This is a genomic window from Atribacterota bacterium, assembly GCA_028703475.1.
Lineage (GTDB): Bacteria > Atribacterota > Phoenicimicrobiia > Phoenicimicrobiales > Stramentimicrobiaceae > JAQVMU01.
This window is the reverse complement of sequence record JAQVMU010000001.1, coordinates 93,749-119,976: the sequence shown is the minus strand read 5'-3', so window position 1 is coordinate 119,976 and position 26,228 is coordinate 93,749. Positions and strand designations below refer to the sequence as shown.

Sequence of the window (26,228 nt, the reverse complement as noted above, 5' to 3'; positions counted from 1 at the left end):
CTGAGGCAATGAAAATGGCTTTTGCAGACAGGGCACAATATATGGGAGACCCTGCCTTTGCAACAGATATGCCATTAGAAGGAATAACATCAAAAGAATATGCTAAATTCCTGTCAGACCAGATTGAAATAAAGGAACCAAAGATGGAAGTACCTGCAGGAGAACCTGCCGGATATGAACACCATAGTACCAGTCATATCTCTGTTATTGATGCAGAAGGAAATGCAGTTGCTCTAACTCAAACTATTAATTATTTCTTTGGGTCTGGAGTAGTTGTTCCTGATGTGGGAGTTATTATGAATAATGAGATGGATGACTTTGCCAAGAGTCCGGATTCACCAAATGCCCCTGAACCGGGTAAAATTCCTCTCTCCAGCATGTCTCCAACTATTATTGAAAAAGATGGAGAGACATTTATGGTTTTAGGTACACCAGGCGGAACCAGAATATTTACTGCAATGACTCAGATAATTTCAAATGTAATTGATTTTGGTATGAGTATGGATGAAGCTATTGAGGCACCTCGTATGCATGCTTACTCTTCCGGAGGTAAAGCAATGCCTATTTATGTAGAGAGCCTTATCCCTGTAATGACAGTTGAAACTCTCAGAATGTTAGGCAATGAAGTATCTGTCAGAGAAGCACATGACCTTTACTTTGGAGGGGCACAGGGAATAATGTTGAAAAATGGTGTTCTCTTTGGCGGCGGCGATTCACGTCGTGACGGAGTAGCAGTTGGATATTAAGTTGATAACCGGGTTATCAAAAAATAAATAAAATTCAAGGGGTCACTTGTTTCTTTTGGAAATAAATGACCCCTTGAATTACAAAAGGAGGAAGTACCTTGCTCAGCATTGAATTACTCTATTTTATTGTAATGGTTGGAGTATTTGCCGTATGTTCCTTTAAGTTTAAGCTGCCTGTCGGTATAGGAATGGCAATAGCTGCAATTTCAGGCAGTTTAGTGGCAGGATTTGGCATACCTGTACGCCACCTTATAGAAGGCGGATTCAATTACCTCAATACTATTTTAGTTATTGCTACTGCCATGGTTTTTATGAAGGTAGTTCAGTATAATGGCATGATGGATACTATAACCCGCTGGTTGATTGAAAAATATTATTCCAAACCTGCATTATTGGTTATCGGCCTATCCTTTATTGTTGTCTTCCCTGGAATGATTACTGGCTCTGCTACTGCTGCAGTTTTAACAGGAGGTGTATTGGTTTCACCTGTTCTTATATTTATGGGATTCCCTAAAGAAGTTACCGCTGCTGTTGTAGCTATGGCTGCCGTTTTTGGGGAAGCTGCTCCTCCAATCAACGTTAATGCTTTAATAATCGGAGGGGGAATAGATTTACCTTATATTGGTTTTACAATGCCACTATTAATTATTACTGTACCATTGATTATTTTTACCAGTCTCTTTATAGGCAGAAAATATTTAAAAACATTTAATTATGAAAAAATGAAAGAAAAGTTACCAAATTCTTACTTAAAGGAGTATGGTATATGGTTGTTCTTGCCTATTATAGTTTTGTTTGCCCTTATGCTTAGAGAAACATTTTTTCCACAGTTATTCCCGACTTTAGGAATGCCGATTTATTTCTTAATAGCTGCTATTGTTGGAATATTTTCCGGTAAAAAATTTAATTTCTCAAAAATATCCCAGGAAGCCGTACATGATGCTTTACCGGTATTAGGTATTTTAGTTGGTGTGGGTATGTTTATCCAGATTATGACTCTTACCGGATTGAGAGGATATATTGTAATAAATTGTCTTAGCTTACCGAGATATTTACTCTATTCAGGAATAGCTGTCAGTATGCCGCTTTTTGGTGCAGTGTCTGCTTATGGTTCGGCGTCTGTATTAGGAGTACCTTTTGCCCTGGCTTTACTGGAGAGTAATCCGGTGATAACTGTATCAGCTTTATCACAGTTAGCAGCTTTGGGTGACTTGATGCCACCGACTGCCTTAGCCGGAATATTTGCTGCACAGGTAGTAGGTGAAAAGAATTATTTCAAAGTGCTTAAATATTGTATAATTCCCGCAATAATTACTGCAGTATGGTGTATTGTAATTATTATGTTCGCAAATACCCTGGCAGATATATTGCTTTAGAGGAAAAAGGAAGGAAGAAAAAAATGATTGCTATTATTTACCAGATAATAATATTATTTTTTCTCGTATTGGTTATTCGGGATATGTTTAAGGAAGAAAATATTTGGAATCAATTAACCGGTTCTCTGGTTATTATCCCATTTATTTTGAGATTATTAATGATTAAATAATTGGAATTTTTGCTAATAGATTTTTGATGATATGAGAAGGAGTCCTAAATGAAGAAAAATCATAAAATTGCCGTAGGATTACTGGTTTTTGCTGCATTAATTTCGTTTCTATCAGGCATTGAATTTGTTGACCAATGGAAGGATGATATCATTATTCCCGGACCCGGTGTAACACGAACAGGTCTTTTAAGTGATTATTTTCCAAAATTAGAAGGAGAATATGTAGATACAACAGTCTATTTTTTAGAAAGTGGTAATCCCGGAGGCACTGTTTTTGTTTTAGGAGGAACACATCCTAATGAACCTTCATCTATGTTGACAGCAGTAATGCTGATTGAAAATGTTGTGGTAACACAAGGCACAATGATTGTTGTTCCCCAGGCAAATCTCAGTGGTTATTCTCATAATGATCCCCAGGAAGGTTCACCCAGGTATATTCATTTTGAAACTCCTGATGGAGAAAGAAAATTCAGGTATGGATCCAGAGCTACTAACCCGATTCACCAATGGCCTGATCCGGATATTTATATTAATCAATTCGGACAATCTCTTTCGGGCTCTGAGACAAGAAATTTAAATCGCGGTTATCCCGGAGATCCCAATGGTAATTATACCGAACAAATATGTTATGGCATTATGGAATTAATTAGACAGGAAGAATGTGATTTATCTATAGATTTACATGAAGCCTCACCTGAATATCCGGTTATTAATGCTATTGTTGCCCATGAGGATGCAGCAGATATGGCCAGTATGGCTATACTTGACCTGCAAATGGAAAACCTGGAATATAATTTAGAAATATCCCCACCATCATTCAGAGGTTTAACTCATAGGGAGTGGGGTGATTATAGCGAAACCCTGGCCATATTAATGGAAACCGCTAATGCCAGTCAGGGCAGATTAAGGGGAAGAACTGATGAAAAACTGGTTTTAACGGGAGTAGATAAAATGTATGTCAAGGCCGCCGAACTTGGCAGGTTATATGTTCCTTATGATGAAAATGGTCATCCAATAGAAGAGAGGGTTGGCAGACATATTACTGCAATCAGGGCATTAGTTAATAATATGAATTTCATTTTTCCTGAAAAGGAAGTTCAATATCATGGAGAACCTGACTATTTTGAATTAATTGAAAGTAGTTATGGAGATTACTTGCTACCCTTGGAATAAGAAGGTATAAGCAAAAATTAAAGCCTGTGATTTGTAAATAATCACAGGCTTTAATTTTTCTTATTTTTATTTAACAAATGTATTTGTTAGTCTAAATTTTCTGCAATAAAAGATTTCACCGGGTCACCGGTATCAACAATTTTTGCAACGATTTCCATTGAGATATCTTTTTCCTTACTGATACTGGTAAAGTAACCATCCATATTGCCAGATTCAACCACAATTAGATGGTCAGCATAAGGAACAATCTCATCCAAAAAGGCGTCTGATAATGCTCCTCTTCTTGCTTCTCCCCCGGTGTGCATTACCAGTAACACAGTTCCATGTTCTTCAATTTTCTGAAGCAGTTCTTTTGTCCTGGCTATTTCATCTCCCTGGTCAATTCCTGCAGCTCCAAGTCCTTTAGAACTTCCGCCCACGACAGCTATTACAATTTTATAATCTTCAATAGCATCGGCCGGGGCAAGTTGTTCATAAACCGGCTCTATTCCATACCTTGTTAGCAAAACGCTTATCATTCTTGCATCAGCACTTTGGCCAATAGAAGTAATCAAAACATCAGGTAGTTTTTCTGTTTCTTGAGCAGCCATTATCTGTCCGGCAAAAACAGTAAAAGAAACTAACAACAATAAGATACACAAATAATTTAGGGATAATTTAACTTTTTTCAATTGTATCCTCCAGATTTTTGGATTATTATACTAATTTAATTATTTTAATATTAATCTTATTATTTATTTTACCATAAAAGTGAATTTAAAGGAAACAATTGGATTGTATTTAAGTACCCCAGTAAATTTTACACTAACGATTGTATTCTTATACAAGAGAAGTGGAAACATTCTACTCACACATTACTATGATAAAAGCGTAGTATAGATTTATATATTTTCTTTTAGTGCTATCTTTGTTATGGCTTTATTATAGTATAATTAATATATTTATATACAATATATATTTAAGGTATTATAATAGAATATAAATAATAGTATTATTTTAAAAAAATTGAGGTATAAAAAATGGATATTTTAGAAATGTTTCAAAGTCTTTCGGCTAATAGCCCGGCTCTAAAACAGTTAAATAAAAAAGTTGATGCTGAACCTGAAAAAGTAGAAAAGGCCGCACAGATAAGCATCCCAATGCTTATGGAGGCATTAAACCGCAATACAAATAATCCGCAAGGTGCACAATCTCTGGCAAAAGCCCTGGAACAGCACCAGGATGATAATGTTGATAATCTGGAAAAATTTTTGCAGAACGTTGATACAGAGGACGGATCAAAGATATTGGAACACATTTTTTCAAATAAAAAACAGGCAGTACAAAGTAATCTCTCTAAAACAACCGGATTAAAACAGGACCAGGTGAGTTCTATTATGGCAAGTCTTGCTCCAATGATTTTGGGTTTTTTGGGAAATCAGAAAAAAACGCAGAACCTGGATGCTGACGGAGTATCCAGCCTGACATCTTTATTATCCCAGAATTTACAGAAAAATACCGGTGGAAGCTTATTTTCTATGGCAACTAAACTGTTGGATGCCAATAAGGACGGGAGTATTATTGACGATGTCTTAAATATATTTGGTAAATTTAAAAAAAGGTAATTTGAGGTAAAATATAATAAAAAAATAAAGAATAAGGAAAGGAAAATGGATAAGAATATCTCTTTGTATGAAAAGTTAGGCTTATTTTATTTAGGTAAAGAAGTAAATCCCAAAACATTTCAAACCAATGAAAATCTCTTTTTGTATAAATCAAAAGATTTTACAACACATGCAGCCATAATCGGTATGACAGGCAGTGGTAAAACCGGTTTGGGTATTTCCATTATTGAGGAAGCGGCAATTGATAAAATCCCTTCTATTATAATAGACCCAAAGGGGGATATGGGAAACCTTATGCTGGCTTTTCCGGATTTAAAACCGGAAGATTTTCAAAAATGGATAGACCCGGCTGAAGCTGAAAACAAGGGCATCGATCCTGCCGTTTATGCGGAAAATACTGCCAAAAATTGGGAAGAAGGACTAAAAAGTTTTTCACAGGGAAAAGACAGGGTTAGTCTCTATAAGAATAGTGCCGATTTTTCCATCTATACTCCCGGCAGCTCTGCTGGTATACCAATATCGGTATTGAGCAGTTTTGATGTGCCCTCACAGGATGTGCTTAATGACCCGGACACTTTTTCATCTATTGTTAATTCTACAGTAATGGGATTACTCTCATTAATTAAGATTGATGCAGATGTACTTACCAGTAAAGAATATATTCTGTTAGCTGCTATTTTTAACCATTTTTGGAAAAACAATAAAAGCTTGTCCCTGGAAGAAATTATTGGTTATATTACCAATCCGCCCTTTGAGAAGATTGGAGTGCTTAGTTTAAATCATTTTTATCCACAAAAGGAAAGATTTGAACTTGCCATGCTCTTAAACAATATTCTTTCAAGTCCCGGATTTTCTATGTGGCTGGAAGGGGAAAGGCTGGACATTCAGAACTTACTTTATAATAAAGAAGGAAATCCCAGGGTCAGTATTATTTCAATTGCTCATCTGGACAATAGTCAGAGAATGTTTTTCGTAACACTGTTTTTAAACAAATATATCAGCTGGATGAGACAGCAAAGAGGTATGTCTTCACTAAGAACGCTACTTTACATGGATGAAATTTTTGGTTTTTTCCCGGCAACCTCAAGTCCTCCATCCAAAAAACCCATGCTTTTGTTATTGAAGCAAGCCAGGGCTTATGGAGTAGGTATAGTATTAGCAACCCAGAATCCTGTAGATATTGATTATAAAGGCCTTTCCAATATTGGCAGCTGGTTCTTAGGCCGCCTCCAGACCAGGCAGGACAGGGACAGGGTAGTTGATGGCTTGATTAAAAATACTGATAATTCCCTGGAAAAAAATGAAGTTGAATCACTGTTAGCAAATATGAAAAAAAGAACTTTCCTGTTAAAAAGTGCACATCTTGACCGGATTCCTCTCTTGGAAACCAGATGGGTTCTGTCTTACCTGAGAGGCCCTCTATCCAGTTTAGAGATTAAAAAATTAATGGAGGATAAAAAAGAACTCTTAACTGAGAGAGTTGAAGAACAGGAGATCCCTGTAGATCAGGAGTCAAGGCATACGGGAGTAACAGAAATAATGCCCCTTGTGTCTGATAAGATCAAACAATATTTTCTGAATAACCCTCCCTTTAGTGAAGAAGTAATTTATAATCCACAGATTATATTAAATGGGAAGGTAAGGTTCTACAATCAGTCAAAAAGAGTTGATCAGAAAGAAGAGATATCACTCAAACTCCCGGTTTATCGGGAAATGGTTGATATTAAAATAGAAGATGCAGTTATAAGTGAGGACAGCTTTCACAACTATGACTTGAAACCTCTCGAGCAGGCTAAGTTTTCTCTATTGCCCCCATTCCTGGAAAAAATGAAAGATACAAAAATGATTGAGGATAAATTTAAGAATTATCTGTATGATACCAAAAGAGTTGAGTTATATACCTGCAAAGAATTAAAACTTTTATCCAAACCGGAAGAAGACCTGGCTGATTTTAAATCCCTCTTAATGGATATTATTAGAGAAGAAAAAGATAAAGCAGTTGAGAAATTAACAGAGAAATATAGCAAAAAAGAGGAAAAACTGGAAAAAGATTATGCAAAACTGCAGGAAAAGCTGGAAAAGGAAGAGGCTGATGTTAAAGCTGCCACTACCCAGAGTGCTTTATCCATTGGTTCAAGCGTACTTGGGGCATTGCTGGGCAGGACTAAGGTAGGGACATTAGGAGCCAGTGTAACCGGATTAAATAAAGCCAGCCGTGTTTTGAAACAAAAAAAGGATGTTGATTTAGTCAAGAAGAAGATTGAAAAGCTTACAGAGGATATTAAGGGTTTGGAAGAGGAATTAAAAGAGAACATTGAGGAAATGTCAGAAAAATTTGAGATTGAGAATTATACTATAGATACAATCAGTATTAAGCCAAAAAAGAGTGATATTTTTGGGATCAAAGTAGCTCTTTTGTGGGAATCACAGTAACTCTTAAAATAATTTATAATCAAATAAGGACAAAATTTTGTCAAATAAAATTATAAGGAGGAAAAAATGGCAACTATAACTGCTATTGAGGGAGTAGGAGAAGTAAATGCTGAAAAATTAAAGAAAGCCGGAATCAGTTCAGTGGAAAAATTATTAAAAATGGGTGCTGAACCAGGCGGAAGAAGAGAGATAGCTGCTAAAACAGGAATTAATGAAAAAGTTATCTTAAAGTGGGTAAACTTTGCTGATCTTTTCAGGATAAAAGGGATAAGCACTCAATATTCCGAGTTATTGGAAGCAGCCGGTGTAGACACAGTAGTTGAACTATCAAAGAGGGTACCGGAAAATTTGCAGAAAAAAATGGAAGAAGTAAACGAAGAGAAGAATCTGGTAAGGAGAGTTCCTGTACTTAAGGAAGTGCAAAAATGGACTGAGCAGGCAAAACAGTTACCCCGAGGAGTCAATTATTAGATATATTTTAAAGTAAAAAGTAGAATAGGGAGTATTTACATTACTTAAATATTAAAGTTAAAGTTGATAAAGGCAAACTACTCGAAAGGGTAGGACGCAAAGCCATGGGTCTAAAGGAGATATAAAAGACTGCCAGGTTACCGACTTCTTTTTTTATTGTTTGAGCAATAAATAATAATATGCTAATGTAGTTGAAAATATATAAAAGCTATTTATTGAAAATAAATATAAATTAAGGCATAATGTTTTATATACACAGTTATACACAGTAAAAAATATTAAATATAGGGATAATTGTTAAATGAGTATTAAAGAGAATTATCAAAAAATCAGATCAGAGATACCTTCTTATGTCAGGATTATTGCAGCAGCCAAGACAAGAACAACCGCAGAAATAGAGGAGCTGATAGAAGCAGGAGCAACTGACATTGGAGAAAATTATGTTCAGGAAGCTGAAGACATTATCAATAAATTAAATCCCGAAATGACAAAAAAGGTTACCTGGCATTTGATTGGTCATCTACAAAAAAATAAAATCAATAAGGCTCTTCCTATTTTTGATTTAATCCAGAGTGTTGATTCAATTAAATCAGCCAGGGAAATTGATAAAAGGGTTGAGAAGGCAGGGAAAGATTATGTCCCGATTTTACTTGAAATTAATATCGGAAGTGAATTTACTAAATACGGGATAAAACCGGCAGAACATAAAGATTTTGAGGCTTATATGGAAGAGTTGGCCAAAGATGTTTCCAGTTTATCTCATATACGTCTGGAAGGATTGATGACCATGGGTCCACTTACCGGAGACCCGGAAAAGGTTCGGCCCTATTTCAAAAGAGTTAAAAAAATTTTTGATAATTTAGCAGGATTAGAATTAGAAAGAGTTAATATGAAATATTTATCTATGGGAATGACCAATTCCTATAAAGTTGCTATTGAAGAAGGAGCTAACCTGATTAGAATTGGTACAGCTATCTTTGGTCCCAGGAAATGCCAAATTAAAAGTGATTAAAAAAATATTAGATTATGGTAAAAAACTGATAAACTCTTCTGTTTGAAGAAAAATAATTTTATAAAAATGTAATATTTAAATAATTAAAGACAAAAAATATAAAAGGAGAAAATGGAATGAAAAAAAATATTTTAATAGTTCAGATTATGTTAGTATTTTTTGCCCTTGTGATTATATTTCCCAGTGTAGTTTCTGCTAATAATATTAATTTTATTGTTCAACAGATGGAAGAAAGTTATAAAAAACAGATGAGGGGAATTGATGATATTACCATTGTTCAACAGATGGATGCGGGGTTTTTCGAAGTTATATCAACAACTTATCAAAAAAAGGATATTGTAAACAACGAAGAAATATTAAAATCTCGGTCCGAAACAGAAGTGATGGGTATGAATATGGTAACTATATATGATGGTATCTACACATGGTCTACTGATGCGGAAACGGGTGAAGTCAAACAGGAGGAAGGTGGAGCTGATCCTTTACAGGTTTGGAAAATATTCAATCCGGATAAGATGCAGTATTTAGGTGAAGAAACGGTAAATGGAAAAGGTGCCTACATGGTTCAACTGGATGGTGCAATCTGGATGATGGGTCAGGAAGATATTGCCCAACAAAATATAGCTGAGGATGTTGAAGACATGGAAATGCAAAGCATCTTTTGGATTGATAAAAGTCAGTTTATCCCACTGAAATCAAGGAATATTATGAAGACTACTGTAATAGAGGACGGGAATCCAGTAATTACTAATACAGTAGCAGATGTGCAATTTTTAGATTATCGTACGGAAGGTACTATGCTGATTCCTTATCGAATGATAATTTCAAGCCAGATTGAAATTGATGATCCTACAATGAGTGAAGAGGAAAGAAAAATGGCTCAATCTATGATGAGTGCTATGGGAATGAGTGACATGGAAATGACTGTAACAAGTGTAGAGGTAAATACGGGATTATCTGATAATCTTTTTGATGGTACAAAATTAGAAGCGCAGGAACCCATGTTTGGAGGAGTGTCTGAAAAGTCTCAAGAGGTATCTGAGGATTATGAAGAAGGTGAACCCATGTCCGAAGAAGACCTTGAAGCTATGATGGAAGGCATGATGGATATGTTAAAAGATTTTATGCCCCAGGATTAAGAAGGAGTTAACATATTTAGCATATAGAGAAAGCAGGACAGAAATAATAAAAGTCGATGGAATAGAATAGATTAACCGGTATAATTCACATTTCATCGACTTTCTTTTTCTGTATAAAAAAAGGGAAAAAATGAAAGAAAAAATTGATATCAAAGGAATAAAGTTTGATAAGCTAAAAAATATTATTTCCCGGGAAGGATACCAGCCATTTCGCGCTCAACAGATTTTTCAATGGATTTATCAAAAAAACGTAAATTCCTTCGGAGAAATGTCAAATTTACCAAAAGAATTAGCAGAAAAATTGAATTCAATTTTTACAATTATTGATATAAAATGTCTTAAAAACCAGAAATCCTATGATGGTTCAGAAAAATATCTTTTTCAGTTAACTGATAATGAGTATATAGAAACTGTTTTAATAAGGAATAATAGTAGAAATACATTATGTATATCATCACAGGTAGGATGCCGATGGAACTGCTTTTTTTGTGCAAGCGGCAAAGGAGGATATAAGAGGGATTTGTCAACAGGAGAAATAATTGAACAAATCCTGTCTGTACAGAGGATTACAGGGGAAAGTATTCAGAATATAGTTTTCATGGGCATGGGTGAGCCTTTTGATAATTATGAAAATGTTATTAATGCAATTGAAATCCTGAATGAAAAACAAGGTTTAAATATTGGTGCAAGGAAGATAACCGTATCAACCTGTGGTATCATTCCTGGCATTATAAGGTTTACTGAATTTCCTCTGCAAGTAGAGTTGTCTGTTTCATTGCATGCAGCAGATGAAAAAACCAGAACAGCATTAATGCCTGTGAATAAGAAATATCCATTGAGAAAGTTAATAGATGTCTGTAAGTTATATAATGAGAAAAAAAACAGACAGGTAACCTTTGAATACCTGATGTTAAAAGGTATTAATGACAGTCCCCGGCAGGCAATTAAATTAAGCCAGATGATTTTTGATTTTGATGCCAAGGTAAACTTAATTATTTACAATCCTGTAGACAGCCTTAATAACCTTTTTCCGTCTGATGAATATACTATCAATGCTTTTCAGAAAATATTAAGAGAAAAACACATACCTGTAACAATCAGATATTCCAGAGGACAGGATATCGATGCAGCTTGTGGACAATTAAGAAGAAAGTACAGTAATTAAATTAATCTTAAATATAATTTCTTGACTTTCGATTGATATCTGCTATACTTTTAAAGGAGAATTTGCTTAGGGCCCATAGCTCAGTTGGTAGAGCAGCCGGCTCATAACCGGCCGGTCCCTGGTTCGAATCCGGGTGGGCCCACCAGTATTTAAATAGATTGAAAGAGTATTTTTATGAAAAGCAAACTAAATGTGTTGCAAGAATTATTGAATATAAATCATAGCGGGGAAAACGCTATTTAAAAAGCCTTACTTTATAAAAAAAAGTAAGGCTTTTTTGTTTTATAAACAAAAATTATAGCATTCAAAAAGGAGGTATATTTTTGAGAGAGCAGCTATATACCCTGTTAACACTACAGGATGTAGATAAAGAGATTGTCAGGGAAAAGAAATTGCTAAAAAAACTTCCTGCCAAAATTACAGAAATTGAAAATGAAGTATTTAAAAAAGAGGAAAAATATAAGAAACTAAAGGAAAGTCTGAAAGAATTACAACTAAAAGCAAAAAGAAAAGAGATTGATGTCAAGGCAGTTAATACAAAAATTGATAAACATCAAGACGAATTGTATGGTGGAAAGACCAGTGATATTAAAGAATTAAAACAATTGCAAAAAGTTATTGAGTTGTTAAAGAAAGACAGAGACAAGGTTGAAGAGGAATTATTAGTGCTTATGGACGAAGAAGATAATATAAAAGAACGCTTAAGCAAAGCACAAGAGGAATTAAATATAGCAAAAGAACAGCTTCAGGAAAGAAAAATAGAAATAAGCCAGCAGGAAAAAGCTGTCAATGCTCGAATTGAAAAAAAAGGACGGCAGCGGGAAGAGATTGCCACAAAAATTACTGATAATGAATTAATGAAAAGATATCAAATTTTATGGGAAGGGAAAGAAGGAGAAGTTGTTGTAGAGATCGATAGTGCTACCTGCAGCGGTTGCAATCTTTCTTTACCAAGTGATGTAATTTATCATCTGCAAAGGGATGATGTATTGATAACCTGCCCCAATTGTAATAGAATATTGATATGGAAGAAATAAATAAATATTTCTTTGGCAAGTAAATCAGGTAATCGCAGACTCGTATTACGGGTTTGAGGAAAGTCCGAGCTCCACAGGGCAGAGTGCTGGGTAATTCCCAGCGGGGGTGACCCCGGGAAAGTGCTACAGAAAAGGAAACAGCCAAATTGGCAATGGTGAAAAGGCCGGGTAAGAGCCTACCAGTTATTGGGTAACCAATAAGCTTAGCAAACCCCACTTGGAGCAAGACCAAGAAGGAAACAATTAGTTGCCCGCTATAGGTTTCCGGGTAGGTCGCTATGAGGTATTAAGGCAACTTATGCCCCAGATAGATGATTACCACACTGCATATTTTTATTAATCTCTATTAATAAGGAATGTGCAGTGACAGAACTCGGCTTATGATTTACTTGCCGAAAGATAAATCAGGGATATACTGGTATTAATCAGTATATCCCTGATTTTTTCTTATATTATTAGTTAAAAATTATTATACCCCTTGTTTTTCCCCTATTTATTAACCCCTGAATAATAAAATTATTATCCTTTACGGAAACAAAACCTGCTATTCCAAATAACAGGAAAAACTTTTGAAAATATTTTTTATTTTTACAAAAAAATATTAAAAAAAGAGGATTTTTTTTAATTAATGTTGTATACTATATCTAAGTGGAGGAAAGTGGAGGAAAGTGGCAAATATGATGTTTCTTGGACAATATGAGCATTCATTAGACAAGAAGAGCAGAATAATTATGCCTTCAAGCTTTCGGGATGATTTAGGCGATACTTTTGTAATAACCTTTGGACTTGATAAATGCCTTTTCGTCTACCCTATGGAAGAGTGGAAAAAATTAGCCAATAATCTCCAGGGACTCCCTTTGGGTAAAAAAGATACCAGGGCTTTTAAAAGGACTTTAGCCTCCAGAGCATTAATCAGCCATTTTGATCAGCAGGGAAGAGTAGTAATCTCAAAAAATTTAAGAGACTATGCCCAAATCAACAAAAATGTCATGATTATAGGCGTTTTTGAAAGAATCGAGATATGGGATTTAGATAAATGGAATCAATATGCCGAAGAAACAGAACAGTCTTATGAAGATATTGCCGAGCGAATTTACGAAAAAGAGGAAAAGGATTAGTGATAAATTTTCACATTCCTGTGATGAGCGAAAGAGTTCTTGACTTATTAATTACCAGAAAAGAGGGCATATATGTCGATTGTACTTTAGGTGGAGGAGGTCATTCGGAGGAGATAATAAAAAAAATATATCCTGACGGATTATTAATAGGATTGGATCAGGATATCGAAGCTTTGGAATTCTCCAGGGAAAGATTATCAAAAAACAAGGATAGGGTGGTTATAGTAAAAAGTAATTTTAATGATTTAAAATTATTGCTGCAGGATTTGGGAATTAATCAGGTTACCGGTGTTCTATTTGATCTGGGATTATCGTCATATCAGGTTGATACTAAAGTTAGGGGCTTTAGTTTTTTAGAGGAAAATTTATTGGATATGAGAATGGATTTAAGCAGAAAGATAGATGCCCGTTATATTGTAAATCAATATTCTGAGCAAGAATTAGTGGATATATTCAGCAAGTATGGAGAAGAGAGATTTTCCCGTTCAATTGCCAGGATGATTGTAAAAAAAAGAAAAGAAAAGAGAATTGAGACTACCCGTCAACTGGCAGAATTAGTAACAAATATTTATGCCAGGTTTAAGAAAAAAAGATGGAACATACATCCGGCAACGAGGGTTTTTCAGGCACTAAGAATTGAGGTAAATAGGGAATTAGAAATATTAAGTAAAGCTTTAATAGATTCAGTTAAGCAATTAGAGCCAAATGGACGGATTTGTGTAATTTCTTATCACTCTCTTGAAGATAGAATTGTTAAGCATTCTTTCAGGGAAATGGCCAGGGATGATTTTATAAGTTTAAACAAATATGGGGTGAAGGTGATGTCAAAAAAACCCATTTATCCTTCAGAGGATGAAATAAAGGAAAACCGTAGAGCTCGTAGTGCAAAAATGAGAGTAGCTGAAAAAATAATTTCAGAGGAAGTGTATAAAAAATGACAGATTATATCTTAGCTGATGAAAAAAAACAATTTCAGTCAAAAAATTACAAAACAACATTCTCTTTATTTTTATTTATTATTATCTTAATTGGCTTGCTGGTTATAGGGTATATCTGCAGCAATATTGTTTTAATGAAACTGGGGTACCAGTCGATTGAATTAGAACAAAAAAGAGACCAGTTGTTAGTAGAAAGAAACCACCTGGAGTATTCGGTCGAACGCCTTTCTTCTTTAACCAGAATTGAAGGAATTGCAAAACTGGAATTAGGAATGTGCAGAGCCGAAAATATCAAATTTATTGCCATGCTTCCTGCAGATTTAAACATAGCCTCTATGGTTGCCGAAATGCCTTCTGAAGAAAAAGGGAGCAGAGGGTATCTGCAGGCAGGAAATACTCTGCAAGAGTTTGCTAATTTGCAATTTTTTAGAAATCAATAGATAAAAATAGATTTTGACAGGCGAGGCTTACTATTTTGTTCCAATTGGCTGAGAAAAGAAAAAGAATTTATTTTCTAATAGTTGTCCTTATTGTTATTTTTATTATTCTAATTTATCGCTTATTTCAAATACAGGTTGTAGAAGGGAGTAAGCTTACAGAGCTTGCCAAAAAAGAACACATTTTATCATATGAGTTTGACGGCCAGAGGGGTACAATATTTGACAGAAACTTAAAAAGGTTAGCCGTCAATGTTGACTCAAAATCCTTATTTGCCATACCCTACAAAATTGATAATCCTGAAGAAACAGCAAAAATACTATCAGAAAAAATAGATATGAAATATTCTGATATTATAACTCAGTTAGAGAAAGAAAGGTATTTTGTTTGGCTTAAGAGAAAATTGCCTCAAACAACTTTTGAAGAGATAGAAGAACTGGACCTGGAAGGAATTGATTTTGTAACCGAAAGTAAACGTTTTTATCCAAGAGATGAGCTGGCTGCCAATATACTGGGTTTTGTCGGAATTGATAATCAGGGTTTAGAGGGAATTGAGTTATATTTTGATGAAGAATTGAAAAGTTTGCCCGGATTGGTGGTTATGGAAAGAGATGCCTCCGGACAGAAAATACCCCTGAGCATAAAAAGTACACTCCCTTCAAAAGATGGTCAATCAATTGTTTTAACTATTGATGAAGTTATTCAATATATCACTGAAGAGGCCTTGGAAAAGGCTTATCTGCAATATAATCCAAAGTCAGCAGTTGCAATTGTTGTAAAGCCGGAAACGGGAGAGATATTAAGTATGGCTGTAAAGCCTACTTATGATAATAACAATTACCAGTACTCACCGGAAGATTACTGGAAAAACCGATGTATTACTGATAATTATGAACCGGGATCAACTTTTAAAATATTTACTATTGCTACTGCATTGGAAAACAACTATGCCAGCCTGAATGACACATTCAATTGTACTGGATGGATTAATTATCATGGCACAGTTATAAGGGATATTGATCCTCACGGTTTTCAGGATTTGACTGCAATTGTAAAGAATTCATGTAATGTGGGATTAATTGAAGTTGGGTCCAGAATGGATGAAAACATTTTTGCTGATACAATTCGGAGCTTTGGTTTTGGTGCAGAAACCGGTATCCCTATGCCGGGCGAAACTCCCGGATTATTTAGACCGGTAGACCAGTGGTCAAAAATATCTATTGCATCTTTGTCGATAGGCCAGGAAATATCGGTGACACCCCTTCAACTGATTATGGCAACAGCTGCTATTGCGAATGATGGTGTTTTGATGAAACCATTAATTATAAAAGAAATTATTGATTCAGAGTATAATATAATTAAAAAATATCAGCCTGAGCAGGTAAGACAGGTGATTTCCACAAATACAGCAGAGGTTATGCAAAATATTTTATATGAAGTTGTTGATGATGGAACAGGAAGTAGGGCTAAGCTGGAAGAATACACTGCTGGTGGCAAAACAGGAACATCACAGAAATTTGATTTTTCTTTGGGAAGATACTCCAATCAAAAATTTACTTCCTGGTTTGTTGGTTTTGCTCCCAGTCATGATGCGGAAATTGCCATTTTAGTGATGTTAGATGAGCCTAAAGGAAGTTATTATGGTGGTACAGTAGCAGCACCGGTATTTCAGGAGATTGCATCAAAAGTACTTCCTTATCTGTCAATTCCTCCTGAATAAAGCAAAAAAACAGTTTACTTTTTACGGGATATTCAGTAAGATATTCCTTGTACATTTTAAAATAGTGTTATAGCAAAAAATAACGATTAAATCCGGTACATTAATGTAAATAATATTATACAAAATATTAACTTTTAATTGAATAGTAAAAAAAGGATAATGATGTGAAGTTAAATGAATTGATTAAAGAATTAAATATTGTGAAAATTTCAGGTGATACCGATATTGATATCAAGGGAATATCCCAAAATTCCAGAGATATTAAAGAAAACTACCTTTTTGTCTGTATTAAAGGATTTGTTTCAGATGGGCATAACTATATTAAAGATGCAATCAAAGGTGGATCAAAAGCTGTTATAGTCCAGAAAGATATTCCTAAGCCCAAAGGTATCACTATTATACAGGTGAAAGATTCCCGTAAAGCATTGGCAATACTGGCAAATAATTTTTATGGTTATCCTTCGCGAAAATTAAGGCTTATTGGTATTACCGGCACTAATGGCAAGACAACTGTTGCTTATATGATAAGGGCAATATTAGAGGAAGCTAACAGGAAAGTCGGTTTATTGACGACAGTTGAAAATATTATTAACAGACAAGCAGTACAATCAACAATGACTACCATGGAAGCATTGGATTTACAAAAATCATTTTGTAAAATGATTTCCGGTGACACGGAATTTTGTGTCATGGAAGTCTCCTCCCATTCCCTCAGTTTGTCAAGAGTTGACGGATGTGATTTTGATACCGCTATCTTTACTAATATAAGTGATGAACATTTCGAGGTGCACAAAAATTTTCAAAATTATCTTGATAGTAAAAAGAAACTGTTTCAATTATTGAATCTAACAGACAATAATACCGGTCAGAAAAGAAAAACAGGAATTGTCAATATAGATGAAATGTATTCCGGAGAATTTATTAATATTATTAATACAGAAAAGGTTAACAAAATTACCTATGCCATTGAAAAAGAGGCGATGTTTCGTGCCAGCAACATAAAAATGGGATTAAAAGAAACCCGGTTCAAGTTGGAAACTCCACAGGGAGATGCGGAAATACTTTTAAACATGAGTGGTAAATATAATATATATAATGCTCTGGCAGCAGTTGCCGCAACTGTTGACCAGGGTATTTCTTTAGAAATAATTACAAATGCTTTTCAAAAGTTTTCCGGAGCACCTGGAAGATATAAAATATTAGATTATGGACAACCATATAATATTATTATTGATTTTGCACATAATTTTCATGGATTAGAACATATTTTGAAAACATTGGAACTTTTCCCCAGAAACAGAATTATTACTATCTTTGGTCATGGCGGAGAGAGAGACAGCAGAGTAAGGAGAAAAATGGGGCAAGTTGCCGGTACCCACAGTGATTTTAGTATTATAACGGCTGATAACCCTCGAAGTGAAAGCCTGGAAAAAATATCAAAGGAAATAGAGAAAGGCTTGCAGGATATTAAAAATAGTAATTATCGAATCATTCCGGATAGATTTCAGGCTATTCAATATGCACTGGAAATTGCCGAAGAGAATGACATCGTGTTAATTGCCGGTAAAGGACCTGAAAAAAAACAGATATATCAGGACAGGGTAGTTTACCATAATGACGAAGAAGCTGTCCGGCAAATATTGAAAGAAAAAGGATAAAAGGTAAATGTTCTTATTAAGGGATTTGGTAGGGGTAATACCGGGAGCAATGCTCCTGGGAAATCCTGATGTTAAATGGCAGGACATTTCCATTGACAGCAGGACAATAAAGTCTGGTGATATCTTTTTTGCTATCAGAGGTGAAAGGTATGATGGTCACAAATTTGCCCTGGATGCTATTAACAAAGGTGCGGTTGCAGTAGTCCTGGAAAAAAGCTTTTACCAGAGTAGCGATACTATAAAAAAAAGTTTTTCTCACCCTGTACTTATGGTCGATAACACATTATTGGCTCTACAATTATGGGCACACCATTATCATTCATTATTTAAACCATTCAATATCTGTATTACAGGAAGTAATGGAAAGACCACTACCAAGGAAATGATAGTGCACTTACTAAAATCTCAGTATAATGTTTTACATTCAAGGGGAAACTATAATAATGAAATTGGTGTTCCTTTAACTATTTTTAAACTGGAATCGAATCATGATGTCCTGGTATTGGAAATGGCTGCCCGAAAATTGGGAGAATTAAAAGAATTGACCAATATTGTTAAACCTGATTTGTCGGTGATAACCAATGTTGGCGAAGCCCATATTGGTTTGTTTGGAAGCAGAGATAATATTGCCAGGGAAAAATCTGAATTGATATTATCATTAAAAGATAAAGGAACTGCAATATTGAATCATGATGATGAATATTATGATTATTTTAGAGAATGTTTGATACATCATAATGATTTTATAAGTATCGGATTTCATCCAGAATCACACCTGAAAGCAGAAAACCTGCGGCAGGACAAAAAAGAAGGCCTTCATTTTGATTTTTCATTTCAAGGAAAAAAATACTATGTTTTTCTGCCATTATTAGGCAAATTTAATGTATATAATGCATTATCTGCTTTTGCGGCAGGAATAAAGATGCATATTCCTATAGAAGAAATGATATATTATATCTCAAATTTTAAGAGTCCGGATATGCGAATGAATTGCCATTACTTTAATCGGGGAATAATTTTTGTTCAGGATTATTATAACTCCAATCCTACAGCAGTAAGGGAAGTGCTAAATAGCGTTGCCAGTATGGCAGGGGGGAGATTCAAAGCTGCTGTATTAGGAGATATGCTTGAATTAGGCGAGAAAACTGAAAATTATCATAGGGAAATCGGGAAAATAGCCGAAATACTTTCCTACGATTTATTAGTTGCCTTTGGAGATTATGGAAATTGGATAATACAGGGTGCACTGGAACAGGGAATGTCCAAAGATAAAATTTATTGTTTTAATGTAGAGGATAAAGAAAAAATAACAGACATATTAAGAAAGAATATCCCTGATAACGGAATTGTATTACTAAAGGGCTCTAGAAATATGCAGATGGAAGATATTGCCCGGCATTGGGAAGAAACAGAAAGGAAGGAGTAGAATTATAAAAATGTTTAAAATTATAATTTCCCTTCTGATTGCCTTATCTGTTCCAATACTGGTAATACCGATTTTTATAAAAATCCAGAAAAAATACAAAATTGGCCAAAGAATCAGGCAGGAAGGTCCGGATTTGCACCAGCATAAAGCCGGAACTCCAACTATGGGAGGCATAGTTATTCTATTTTCAGTTCTTATTTCTTTGCTTATTTTTCAACCGGAGGATAAAACTGTATATGTAGTGTTCTTGCTGTTCTGTGGTTTTGGTTTTGTCGGTTTCCTGGATGATTTTATAAAATATTATAAAGGGAGATCATTAGGTTTAAAAGCAAGAAGTAAGATTGCTATGCAGCTGTTAATCTGTTTCTTTTTTTTTATATGGTATTTTCAGAATGAATCAGTTACACAAACAGTGATGTTGCCTTTTTCTCAGGATTCCCTGTATCTTCCACTGATACTTTTTATACCATTTGTTATACTGGTGTTTATATCTTCTACCAATGCAGTGAACCTCACTGATGGTTTAGATGGACTTGCTACAGGGCTAATGATTATTGCCCTCATTTCATATACTATTATTGCGTTTTTCCAGGGGCAGAAGGATCTGGGGACACTTTCTTTAATAGTCATATTTTCCTGTTTTGGTTTTATGTTTTACAATTTTCATCCTGCAAAAATATTTTTAGGTGATGTAGGATCTCTTGGTTTAGGAGGTGTATTAGCAGCCATTGCTGTTATTACCAGAACTGAACTTTTTTTATTACTTATTGGAGGTGTTTTCGTAATAGAAACACTGTCTGTTATTATCCAGGTATGTTCTATTAAAATAAAGAAAAAACCTGTCTTTAAGATGAGTCCGCTGCATCATCATTTTGAAATGTTACAATGGAAAGAAGTGCATATTATTTTATTATTTTGGGTAGCAGGAATAATGTTTTCTTTAATAGGATTGATTGCCTATTCGTTTAATTGATTTTTAAAAGATAATAATAAATGGGAGATAGTTAATAAAAATGAATATATCACAAACAAAACAACCTGATTACATTTTAATAGCTACTATATTCATTTTGTTAACCATAGGGATAATCATGGTGTTTAGCTCCAGTTATGTTATGGCATATAAATGGTATGATGATAGTTTTCATTTTTTTACCCAACAGGCATTTTCTGCTTTAATTGGAATAGCTGTTCTATTTGTGGCGATGCATTTAGATTATCATATCTGGCAAAAATTTGCTATTCCTATCTTGATACTGTCTATATTTTTATTAGCTATGCTATATTTTCCGGGGGTTGCAAGGAGTGTAAGAGGTGCCAGAAGGTGGATTAATCTTGGACCTATTCCATTTCAACCATCAGAACTGGCAAAAGTTGCGATTATACTTTATATTGCTGATTGCCTGACCCGGAAAAAAGAAAAAGATATAAGTAGCTTTATCTGGGGAGTATTACCTGTATTTATTGTTACAGTATTTATCTTTTTCCTGGTTTTCAGTCAGCCTGATTTCAGTACAGGTATTGTTATAATGGGCTGTTCATTTATTATGCTATTCATTGGTGGCAGCCAGATAACACAATTGTTTGCATTAATTGTGTTTTTGATGCCCCCGGGTTTGCTATTAGCTCTGGGAAAAGATTATCGGAGGGTTAGACTGCTTTCTTTTTTAAATCCATGGGAGGACCCATTGAATAGTGGATTTCATATTATCCAGTCACTACTTGCCCTTGGAAGCGGGGGTTTAACCGGTGTAGGAATAGCTGAGAGCAGACAAAAGTTTTTTTATCTTCCGGACCAGCACACAGATTTTATATTTTCAATTATCGGTGAGGAACTTGGCTTTATAGGAGCATTTTCAGTAATAGTATTATTTCTCCTATTTTTGTGGCGAGGCTTCTTGATTTCCTTAAGGGCAAAGGATAATTATGGCTTACTATTAGCAGCTGGAATTACTTCACTGATAACTTTTCAAGCTATAATAAATATTAGTGTTGTAACAAAATTAATACCAACAACCGGCATAACTTTACCTTTTATAAGTTATGGGGGTTCTTCTTTGATTGTGAATATGTTTTGTTGTGGCATCCTTTTAAATATTTCCAAAAATACTTCAGAGAGATTGGAGTATCGTAACAAATGAAAATTATCATTACCGGAGGCGGTACAGGAGGGCATATTTACCCGGGCATCAGTTTAGCTAAAGAGTTTCAAAACAGGGATAAGAAGAATGAAATAATCTTTGTAGGTACAAGCACCGGTATGGAAGCAGATATAGTTCCCAGAGAGGGATATGAATTTGCATCTTTAAAAGTAAAGGGCATAAAGAGGGAAATATGTTTGGATAATATTTATGCAATATTCCTGTTTTTAGGTTCATTGTTTAATTCTTTTAAATTAATCAAAAAAATAAAACCTGACCTGGTTATAGGTACAGGCGGATATGTCAGCGGTTCGGTTTCCTTGATGTCGGCTTTATCAGGAGTGCCTGTATTTATTCATGAACAAAATGCTTTACCCGGGATAACCAATAAGGCGTTATCTATATTCAGCAGGATAGTATTTACCAGTTTTCCGGAATCTGAGCAGTATTTCTGGAAGAAGAAAAAGGTAGTATATACAGGAAACCCGGTGAGAAAGAGTATCTGGAACGGTGACAGGAAGAATATAATCAGCAAAGAAAAAATGAGTTATAACAAAAAAACAATTCTTGTTTTTGGAGGGAGTAAAGGTGCAAATGCTATCAGCCAGGTATTTTTAAATTGTATAGACTTAATTGATGACCTTTCTTTTAATAAATGGCAAGTATTGTTAATTAGTGGGAGAGAGGATTATTCGAACATGCTGGATAAAATAAAATTTTCTAAACACAAAGCCAGTATTTATATTACGCCCTACATGTATAATATGGAAGATGCTTATGATTTGGCTGATTTAGTAATATGCAGATCAGGTGCTACAACTATCGCAGAGCTGACTGCTGTAGGACTCCCATCTATTTTAATACCATATCCATATGCCACTGGCAATCATCAGATGTATAATGCCATGTACCTGAAAAACAAGCAGGCTGCTGTAGTGATAGCACAACAGGAATTATCAGAAAAAAGACTTGCAGAAGAAATAAGTAAGTTTTTGCTTGATAATGAAGTATTAAGTGAAATGGCTGAAAACAGTAGAAAAGCAGGCAATAGAAATACTGCAAAAGAGATTATTGATTTAATTTATAACAATATAAAAAAAGAGGTTTAGTCCTTAAAAAAAATTTCTTTTAATAATAAATAAAATAAGGTAAACTATTATGAGAATTAGTAGTTTCTTTATGAGCAAAACAGAAAGGTGTGTTTATGAATATTGAAGGAAAGCATATCCATTTTATTGGAATAGGTGGAACCGGAATGAGTGGAATTGCTTCAATCTTATTGGATTTAGGCTATAGTATAAGTGGCTCAGATTTACAGAGTACTATTGTCACTAAGAGATTAACCAGCAAGGGTGCTATGATTTATAAAGGACATGACGGAAGTCATATTTCAGGAGCAAATTTAGTTGTAATATCTTCAGCTATTAATGAAGAAAACCAGGAAGTTATTGAAGCTAAAAAGAAAAAAATAGAGATTATCCCCAGAGCAGAAATGCTTTCCAGAATTATGCATCAGAATCACAGGATTGCCGTTGCAGGAACGCATGGAAAAACCACAACCACTTCGATGATAAGCCTTATCCTGGAGAAAATGAATCTGGACCCGACTATTGCTATAGGAGGAGAAGTAAACGATATTGGCGGTAATGCAAAATTAGGTAAGGGAGATTACGTTGTTGTGGAAGCAGATGAAAGTGATGGCTCTTTTTTATTGCTCAACCCGAATATAGCGATTGTAACAAATATTGAAAATGACCACCTGGACTATTATAATAGTATAGGAAAGACTATAGAAAGTTTTGAAAGGTTCATTAATAAAGTTCCTGAAAACGGATGTGTAATCTATGGCAATGACTGTCCAAATGCAAGACAGATTGTCAAAAAGCATCTTTCCTCCCAACAAATTATATCTTACGGTTTTCATAGTGATTCTCAAATAAGGGCAATGAATTGTATATTAGATAAAAACACTTCTACATCAGAGATATATTATAAAAAGGAAAAATTAGGGTCCCTTAAATTAAACATCCCCGGATACCATAATATTTCCAATGCCATGGCTGCAATTGCTACTGGAATCAAGCTGGATATTAAGTTTAATAATATTAAAGAGATTCTCTTTCATTTCAGAGGAGTAAAACGTAGACAGGAGATAATTGCTGATTATGAAGGTAAACTTATGATTATTGATGATTATGCCCATCATCCTTCTGAAATAAAGGCAACTTTAGAGGCAATCAGAAAGGGATGGCCAAATCGAAGGATTATTGCAGTATTTCAACCACATCGCTATAGCCGTACAAAATTTTTACTGGAAGAATTTGGAAATGCTTTTTATAATGCTGATATTGTTGTTGTTAATGATATTTATTCCGCAAATGAAAAGCCATTACCCGGAATTTCAGCTGAATTAGTCTACCAGAAAATAAAAGATTATAAAAAAGAAAAAGTTTTTTATCGTCCCGAAAAAGAAAAGGCTATTTCTTTTTTGGAAGATATAGTAGCAGACGGAGATATTGTAATGACTTTGGGAGCTGGTGATGTTTGGAAAATTGGGAAAGAATTTGCAAAAAAAACCAAGCGGAATGAGCCAAAAGTTGGCATAACCAATTAAGCAATGTTCAATAAGAGATTAATTTTAAAAGAAATCAAAAAGTGTGGATTAACAAAAGAGATAAAACCTGATGAATTAATGAAAAAGCATACTTCATGGAGAATTGGTGGGATTGCTGATTTTTTTTGTATACCCCCGGATGTGATTTCTTTAAAAAAAGTTTTATTATTTGCTGAAAATCATGAGATACCTATTTATGTTATTGGCAATGGCACTAACTTATGGGTTCCAGATGAGGGAATCAGGGGATTGGTGGTAAAGGTATCAGGAGCTATCGACAAAATAGAATATTCTGGTAAAATGATAAAAGCAGGTTCCGGGATTCTGTTACCTGATTTAGTAAAAAAAATGACGGATAAAGAATTAAGTGGAATGGAATTTGCCGCACACATACCTGGTACTTTAGGTGGAGCTATAATTAACAATGCTGGTTTTAACAACAAATCTATGGCGGATATTGTTAAACAGATAACAGTATTGGATTATAAGGGAAATTTAATAGATTTAGGCCGGAGAAAGCTCAATTTTTCCTATCGTGGTATAGATATAGGAATTGAGAAGTTTGTGATTACCGGTGCCGTTTTAGAGATGATAGAGGATGAAAAAGTATTAATAAATGAGAGAATAAAAAAATATTATAAAAAAAGAAAAAGCAGTCAACCTCTTGAATATTTAAGTGCCGGCTGTGTATTTAAAAATACTGAAAAAGAATCAGCCGGTTATCTGATAGAGAAGGCCGGAGCAAAAGGTTTAACGATAGGGGATGCTCAAGTATCTGAGAAACATGCTAATTTTATAATTAACAGGGGAAATGCAACTGCCAGAGATATCCTTTTATTAATTGAGGAAGTGTCTGACAGAGTTGAAAAGTCTTTTGGGATAGCATTAGAGATAGAAATAGATATAATTGGGCTTAATTATAACTAATAAATCATAGACAAGAGGAATTAGCTTTATCAAATATCAGGACTCAGAAGTGTATGAAGAAATTCTTCCAGAAGAAGTTGAAGATAATAAAAGATTCAATATTTTCAAAATAATTTTTTACTATATCATAATTGGATTTGTCGGTTGGAGTTTTTTTAGTTTTATCTTTACATTTTTCTGGTTTGACATAAAAGAGATTAATATTGAAGGTAATTACTATACCAGTAACGAAACTATCATCAAGCAAGGAAGATTAGATAAACATATTAATCTGTTTCTCTTTGATGTTGAGGCATCAGGTTTGGACATTCTGAAAAACCCATGGATTGCAGATGTATATATCAAAAAAAGACCCCCGAACAGATTAAGTGTAAAAATTATAGAACGTAAGCCAGAGGTGCTCCTTTATAATAATGAAGTTTTTTATCTTATTAGTGAAGAAGGGGTAATTTTATCGGCATCAGGACAATCTGACAATGAACATGGTTTGTACATTGTAACAGGTTTAGATATTAAAAATAATATTCCCGGGGAAAAAATAGATATTGAAAAATACAATTATATTAAAAGAATTATTTATGCTTTAAATAATATTTTTCCTGAACAATTCTATAAGATTCAGGTCATTTCAAACGAGGAATATCTGTTATTTCATAAAAAAGATCAGATAAAGGTTAGAATTAAAGATGGGGACCAGTTGATTGATGAATGGTATTTGCTGGAAAGGGCAATCCAAAATGTTATCCAGGAAAATACCCCTATTAAAGAAATTAATATGAAATATGAAGACAGATTATCAATAATACTTGAAGAGTAGTGTTTTGTCTATTTTTACTGATGGAAACATAATATTCAGGAATATTCTTAATTTAATTATTATTATTTCAGGGAAGATAAAGAGTAGCAGTAACCATACAGTTAT

The 26,228-nt window shown here is 34.4% G+C and carries 24 protein-coding genes, 1 tRNA gene, 1 other RNA gene and 1 riboswitch; of the genes, 25 read left to right on the top strand and 1 reads right to left on the bottom strand.

What is annotated here, in order from left to right; genetic code table 11:
* From PHQ99_00555 to PHQ99_00540, 4 genes are all read left to right on the top strand, one after another.
* Positions 1-746, top strand: a 746-nt coding sequence (locus tag PHQ99_00555) for a gamma-glutamyltransferase (protein MDD4288073.1), incomplete at its 5' end; no start/stop codon positions are given.
* A gap of 131 nt (positions 747-877) precedes the next feature.
* Positions 878-2,122, top strand: coding sequence for a TRAP transporter large permease subunit (locus PHQ99_00550; GenBank protein ID MDD4288072.1), 1,245 nt, complete (start codon positions 878-880; stop codon positions 2,120-2,122).
* A 23-nt stretch (positions 2,123-2,145) separates the two neighbouring features.
* Positions 2,146-2,292 carry a hypothetical protein gene (locus tag PHQ99_00545; protein ID MDD4288071.1) on the top strand — a complete coding sequence of 49 codons (147 nt, stop codon included), beginning with the start codon at positions 2,146-2,148 and terminating at the stop codon, positions 2,290-2,292.
* A 48-nt stretch (positions 2,293-2,340) separates the two neighbouring features.
* Positions 2,341-3,465, top strand: coding sequence for a succinylglutamate desuccinylase/aspartoacylase family protein (locus PHQ99_00540; protein ID MDD4288070.1), 1,125 nt, complete (start codon positions 2,341-2,343; stop codon positions 3,463-3,465).
* Positions 3,466-3,551: 86 nt separating this feature from the next.
* On the opposite strand, the gene PHQ99_00535 is transcribed toward PHQ99_00540, so the two are convergent.
* A complete protein-coding gene (locus PHQ99_00535; protein MDD4288069.1) occupies positions 3,552-4,136 on the bottom strand; it encodes a DUF6305 family protein in 585 nt (194 codons plus the stop codon).
* Between the two features lie 348 nt (positions 4,137-4,484).
* On the opposite strand from PHQ99_00535, the gene PHQ99_00530 reads away from it, so the two are divergent.
* The 21 genes from PHQ99_00530 to PHQ99_00430 all read left to right on the top strand — a co-directional run bounded on the left by PHQ99_00530 (position 4,485) and on the right by PHQ99_00430 (position 26,123).
* The gene (locus tag PHQ99_00530) at positions 4,485-5,069 is read left to right on the top strand and encodes a DUF937 domain-containing protein (protein ID MDD4288068.1); all 585 of its coding nucleotides are present in this window, start codon (positions 4,485-4,487) and stop codon (positions 5,067-5,069) included.
* Positions 5,070-5,114: 45 nt separating this feature from the next.
* Positions 5,115-7,502, top strand: coding sequence for a DUF87 domain-containing protein (locus PHQ99_00525; protein ID MDD4288067.1), 2,388 nt, complete (start codon positions 5,115-5,117; stop codon positions 7,500-7,502).
* Between the two features lie 66 nt (positions 7,503-7,568).
* Positions 7,569-7,973, top strand: coding sequence for a DUF4332 domain-containing protein (locus tag PHQ99_00520; GenBank protein MDD4288066.1), 405 nt, complete (start codon positions 7,569-7,571; stop codon positions 7,971-7,973).
* Between the two features lie 61 nt (positions 7,974-8,034).
* Positions 8,035-8,118, top strand: a riboswitch (cyclic di-GMP riboswitch).
* A gap of 156 nt (positions 8,119-8,274) precedes the next feature.
* Positions 8,275-8,985: a YggS family pyridoxal phosphate-dependent enzyme gene (locus PHQ99_00515; GenBank protein ID MDD4288065.1), complete on the top strand. Its 711-nt coding sequence runs from the start codon at positions 8,275-8,277 to the stop codon at positions 8,983-8,985.
* A 116-nt stretch (positions 8,986-9,101) separates the two neighbouring features.
* Positions 9,102-10,124 (top strand): hypothetical protein, encoded by a 1,023-nt coding sequence (locus tag PHQ99_00510; GenBank protein MDD4288064.1) that lies wholly within the window; start codon positions 9,102-9,104, stop codon positions 10,122-10,124.
* A 130-nt stretch (positions 10,125-10,254) separates the two neighbouring features.
* On the top strand, positions 10,255-11,289 hold the full coding sequence (gene rlmN / locus PHQ99_00505) for a 23S rRNA (adenine(2503)-C(2))-methyltransferase RlmN (GenBank protein ID MDD4288063.1): 1,035 nt from the start codon (positions 10,255-10,257) through the stop codon (positions 11,287-11,289).
* 69 nt (positions 11,290-11,358) lie between these two features.
* Positions 11,359-11,434, top strand: a tRNA-Ile gene (locus PHQ99_00500).
* Between the two features lie 178 nt (positions 11,435-11,612).
* Positions 11,613-12,326: a C4-type zinc ribbon domain-containing protein gene (locus PHQ99_00495; GenBank protein ID MDD4288062.1), complete on the top strand. Its 714-nt coding sequence runs from the start codon at positions 11,613-11,615 to the stop codon at positions 12,324-12,326.
* A gap of 16 nt (positions 12,327-12,342) precedes the next feature.
* An RNA gene (rnpB, locus tag PHQ99_00490) (RNase P RNA component class A) lies at positions 12,343-12,722 on the top strand.
* A 284-nt stretch (positions 12,723-13,006) separates the two neighbouring features.
* On the top strand, positions 13,007-13,444 hold the full coding sequence (gene mraZ, locus PHQ99_00485; protein MDD4288061.1) for a division/cell wall cluster transcriptional repressor MraZ: 438 nt from the start codon (positions 13,007-13,009) through the stop codon (positions 13,442-13,444).
* Between the two features lie 2 nt (positions 13,445-13,446).
* Complete coding sequence (gene rsmH / locus PHQ99_00480) at positions 13,447-14,382, top strand: 16S rRNA (cytosine(1402)-N(4))-methyltransferase RsmH (GenBank protein MDD4288060.1); 936 nt, start codon at positions 13,447-13,449, stop codon at positions 14,380-14,382.
* Entirely contained in the window at positions 14,379-14,822 is a 444-nt protein-coding gene (locus PHQ99_00475; protein MDD4288059.1) for a hypothetical protein, read from the top strand. Before rsmH ends, PHQ99_00475 begins: the two co-directional genes overlap by 4 nt.
* Positions 14,823-14,857: 35 nt before the next feature.
* Positions 14,858-16,540 (top strand): penicillin-binding transpeptidase domain-containing protein, encoded by a 1,683-nt coding sequence (locus PHQ99_00470; protein ID MDD4288058.1) that lies wholly within the window; start codon positions 14,858-14,860, stop codon positions 16,538-16,540.
* A 164-nt stretch (positions 16,541-16,704) separates the two neighbouring features.
* Positions 16,705-18,198: a UDP-N-acetylmuramoyl-L-alanyl-D-glutamate--2,6-diaminopimelate ligase gene (locus PHQ99_00465; protein MDD4288057.1), complete on the top strand. Its 1,494-nt coding sequence runs from the start codon at positions 16,705-16,707 to the stop codon at positions 18,196-18,198.
* Between the two features lie 7 nt (positions 18,199-18,205).
* The gene (locus PHQ99_00460; GenBank protein ID MDD4288056.1) at positions 18,206-19,624 is read left to right on the top strand and encodes a UDP-N-acetylmuramoyl-tripeptide--D-alanyl-D-alanine ligase; all 1,419 of its coding nucleotides are present in this window, start codon (positions 18,206-18,208) and stop codon (positions 19,622-19,624) included.
* A 10-nt stretch (positions 19,625-19,634) separates the two neighbouring features.
* Positions 19,635-20,597, top strand: coding sequence for a phospho-N-acetylmuramoyl-pentapeptide-transferase (gene mraY, locus PHQ99_00455; GenBank protein MDD4288055.1), 963 nt, complete (start codon positions 19,635-19,637; stop codon positions 20,595-20,597).
* A 40-nt stretch (positions 20,598-20,637) separates the two neighbouring features.
* Positions 20,638-21,765, top strand: coding sequence for a putative lipid II flippase FtsW (ftsW, locus tag PHQ99_00450; protein MDD4288054.1), 1,128 nt, complete (start codon positions 20,638-20,640; stop codon positions 21,763-21,765).
* The gene (murG, locus tag PHQ99_00445; GenBank protein MDD4288053.1) at positions 21,762-22,874 is read left to right on the top strand and encodes an undecaprenyldiphospho-muramoylpentapeptide beta-N-acetylglucosaminyltransferase; all 1,113 of its coding nucleotides are present in this window, start codon (positions 21,762-21,764) and stop codon (positions 22,872-22,874) included. Before ftsW ends, murG begins: the two co-directional genes overlap by 4 nt.
* Before the next feature lie 95 nt (positions 22,875-22,969).
* The gene (gene murC / locus PHQ99_00440; protein ID MDD4288052.1) at positions 22,970-24,379 is read left to right on the top strand and encodes a UDP-N-acetylmuramate--L-alanine ligase; all 1,410 of its coding nucleotides are present in this window, start codon (positions 22,970-22,972) and stop codon (positions 24,377-24,379) included.
* A gap of 3 nt (positions 24,380-24,382) precedes the next feature.
* A complete protein-coding gene (gene murB / locus PHQ99_00435) occupies positions 24,383-25,306 on the top strand; it encodes a UDP-N-acetylmuramate dehydrogenase (protein ID MDD4288051.1) in 924 nt (307 codons plus the stop codon).
* Between the two features lie 49 nt (positions 25,307-25,355).
* On the top strand, positions 25,356-26,123 hold the full coding sequence (locus PHQ99_00430; protein ID MDD4288050.1) for an FtsQ-type POTRA domain-containing protein: 768 nt from the start codon (positions 25,356-25,358) through the stop codon (positions 26,121-26,123).
* The last annotated feature ends 105 nt before the right edge of the window (positions 26,124-26,228 follow it).

What these genes read in the sequence shown, in the direction of transcription:
- murB (MDD4288051.1), top strand. Translation starts at nt 24,383, where the DNA reads ATGTTCAATAAGAGATTAATTTTAAAAGAAATCAAAAAGTGTGGATTA.
- PHQ99_00460 (MDD4288056.1), top strand. Translation starts at nt 18,206, where the DNA reads ATGTTCTTATTAAGGGATTTGGTAGGGGTAATACCGGGAGCAATGCTC.
- PHQ99_00510 (MDD4288064.1), top strand. Translation starts at nt 9,102, where the DNA reads ATGAAAAAAAATATTTTAATAGTTCAGATTATGTTAGTATTTTTTGCC.
- ftsW (MDD4288054.1), top strand. Translation starts at nt 20,638, where the DNA reads ATGAATATATCACAAACAAAACAACCTGATTACATTTTAATAGCTACT.
- PHQ99_00475 (MDD4288059.1), top strand. Translation starts at nt 14,379, where the DNA reads ATGACAGATTATATCTTAGCTGATGAAAAAAAACAATTTCAGTCAAAA.
- PHQ99_00540 (MDD4288070.1), top strand. Translation starts at nt 2,341, where the DNA reads ATGAAGAAAAATCATAAAATTGCCGTAGGATTACTGGTTTTTGCTGCA.
- mraY (MDD4288055.1), top strand. Translation starts at nt 19,635, where the DNA reads ATGTTTAAAATTATAATTTCCCTTCTGATTGCCTTATCTGTTCCAATA.
- murG (MDD4288053.1), top strand. Translation starts at nt 21,762, where the DNA reads ATGAAAATTATCATTACCGGAGGCGGTACAGGAGGGCATATTTACCCG.
- PHQ99_00545 (MDD4288071.1), top strand. Translation starts at nt 2,146, where the DNA reads ATGATTGCTATTATTTACCAGATAATAATATTATTTTTTCTCGTATTG.
- PHQ99_00525 (MDD4288067.1), top strand. Translation starts at nt 5,115, where the DNA reads ATGGATAAGAATATCTCTTTGTATGAAAAGTTAGGCTTATTTTATTTA.
- murC (MDD4288052.1), top strand. Translation starts at nt 22,970, where the DNA reads ATGAATATTGAAGGAAAGCATATCCATTTTATTGGAATAGGTGGAACC.
- PHQ99_00550 (MDD4288072.1), top strand. Translation starts at nt 878, where the DNA reads ATGGTTGGAGTATTTGCCGTATGTTCCTTTAAGTTTAAGCTGCCTGTC.
- PHQ99_00520 (MDD4288066.1), top strand. Translation starts at nt 7,569, where the DNA reads ATGGCAACTATAACTGCTATTGAGGGAGTAGGAGAAGTAAATGCTGAA.
- rlmN (MDD4288063.1), top strand. Translation starts at nt 10,255, where the DNA reads ATGAAAGAAAAAATTGATATCAAAGGAATAAAGTTTGATAAGCTAAAA.
- PHQ99_00515 (MDD4288065.1), top strand. Translation starts at nt 8,275, where the DNA reads ATGAGTATTAAAGAGAATTATCAAAAAATCAGATCAGAGATACCTTCT.
- mraZ (MDD4288061.1), top strand. Translation starts at nt 13,007, where the DNA reads ATGTTTCTTGGACAATATGAGCATTCATTAGACAAGAAGAGCAGAATA.
- PHQ99_00530 (MDD4288068.1), top strand. Translation starts at nt 4,485, where the DNA reads ATGGATATTTTAGAAATGTTTCAAAGTCTTTCGGCTAATAGCCCGGCT.